Source organism: Microbacterium sp. Bi128 (assembly GCF_918698205.1).
The window spans coordinates 1-1991 of the sequence record NZ_CAKKMM010000956.1; the positions used below are offsets into that span (position 1 = coordinate 1).

General features: G+C 68.4%; 2 protein-coding genes. Both read right to left on the reverse strand.

Going from position 1 to position 1991, the window contains the following annotated elements:
- The coding region (locus tag LQV45_RS28460) for an acyl-CoA dehydrogenase family protein (protein ID WP_230010313.1) at window positions 1-974 on the reverse strand (974 nt) is incomplete at its 3' end.
- Between the two features lie 9 nt (window positions 975-983).
- A partial coding sequence (locus tag LQV45_RS28465; RefSeq protein ID WP_230010316.1) for an APC family permease occupies window positions 984-1991 on the reverse strand: 1008 nt, incomplete at its 5' end.

The window sequence follows — 1991 nt, forward strand, 5'->3', positions numbered from 1 at the left end:
TCCTTGAGCCGGCCCAGGTGCAGGGCCAGGAGTGTGCCCTTCTGGATCTCCAGGACCATGTTCACCAGCTTCTCCTGCGTCAGCTGGTACCCGGCCAGCGGCTTGCCGAACTGCAGCCGCTCCTGGGAGTAGGCCAGCGCGGCCTCATAGGAATCCCGCGCGGCGCCCATAGCTCCCCATGCGATCCCGTACCTGGCCTCGTTGAGGCAGGAGAAGGGACCCCTCAGCCCGCGCGCCGCGGGCAGCAGCGCCTCCGGGCCCAGCCGGACGGCGTCGAACGTGATGTCGCACTGGATGGAGGCGCGCATCGAGAGCTTCTGCCCGATCGGCGTCGCGGTGACGCCCGCGGTGCCGGCAGGGACGAGGAAGCCGCGCACGCCGTCGTCGGTCATGGCCCACACCACCAGCACGCCCGCCACGGAGGCGAGCCCGATCCAGCGTTTCGCGCCGTCCAGGATCCAGCCCGCGTCATCGCCGGAGCCGTCGCGGCGGGCGAAGGTCTTCATCGAGGCAGGGTCCGAGCCGGCCGTGGGCTCGGTCAGGGCAAACGCGCCGATCAGTTCGCCGGCGGCCATCCGGGGGAGCCACTCCTGCTTTTGGTCCTCGGAGCCCCACTTGTGGATGGCCGTCATGGCGAGGGAGCCCTGCACGGAGACGAACGTGCGGACGCCCGAATCGCCGGCCTCGAGTTCCATCGCCGCGAGGCCATATTCGACGGCGGAACGGCCCGGGCAGCCGTAGCCCTCCAGGTGCATGCCGAGCACGCCGAGCTCGCCAAGTTCCGGGGCGAGCTCGAGGGGGAACACGGCGTCCTCGTACCAGCCGGGGATGCCCGGCCGGACCCGCTGGTTCGTGAAATCGCGGACGCGCTCGCGCACGCTGCGCTCCTCCGCGCTCAGCAGGGAATCGATGGCCAGGACATCGGAGACGTCGGAAAGGTTGGCCTCATTGTTCATGCCAGCTTCGTTGCTCATGCCAGCATCCTACGGCCGCACCTGCAGGGGCGCGCCGGCGGCGGGCTGGTGCTGCAGGAAGTAGCCCCGCGTGGACGGCGCGAAACGGCAGACGGCGGCCAGCACCACGCCCAGCCCCAGGAGCAGCACGCCGCTGATGAAGGCCCCGCCGACGCCGAAGATCTGCGTATCACCGTAGTCCGGATCCCACATCTGCACCGCCGAGACGAAGAATGCCGCAGTCAGCATAAGGGCGCCGAGCAGGGGCATGACGCCGCGGAACCAGAAGTTCCGGGCCGAGCCGCGCAGGGTCGAGCGGAAGTACCAGACGCACGCGAAGCCGGTCAGGGCGTAGTAGAACGCGATGAACAAGCTGATCGAAGTGATGGAGTCGGCGAGCAGGTTCTCGCTCAGGAGACTCATCAGGACGTAATAGGCGACGGCCGCGGCACCCATGACCTGGGTGGAATACCCCGGCGTCTGGTTGCGCGGGTGGACCTCGCCGAACCTGCGCGGCACGGCTCCGTGCACGCCCATAGACAAGGTGCCGCGGGCCGTGGGAAGGATGGTGGTCTGGGTTGAGGACAGCACCGAGGCCAGGACGGCGACGACGATCAGCCAGCCCCAGGGGCCCAGGACCACGTCCTTCATGGCCAGGAAGACATCGTTCTGGTTGGCCTCGTTGCCCAGCCCAATCCCATCCGTGCCCACCGTGGCATACATCATCACCAGCAGGGCCACAGAGACGTAGATCGCCACGAGGACAAGCGCGGAAATGACGGCGCCTCGGCCGGGCGTGGTGGCAGGGTTTTCGGTCTCCTCGTTCACCGCGAGGCAGGTATCCCAGCCCCAGTAGATGAACAGGGCCAGCAGGGCTCCGTGCACCACCGCGCCCGGATCGGCGAACGCACCGGCGGGGTTGAACCACTCAAGGTCGAAGGCTTGGCCAGTGGCCGCGCCGGGCACCCCGCCCGCGATCCGGAAGATGATTGCCATCGCGAAGATGCCCAGCGAGAGGTACTGCACGTAGGTCAGGAC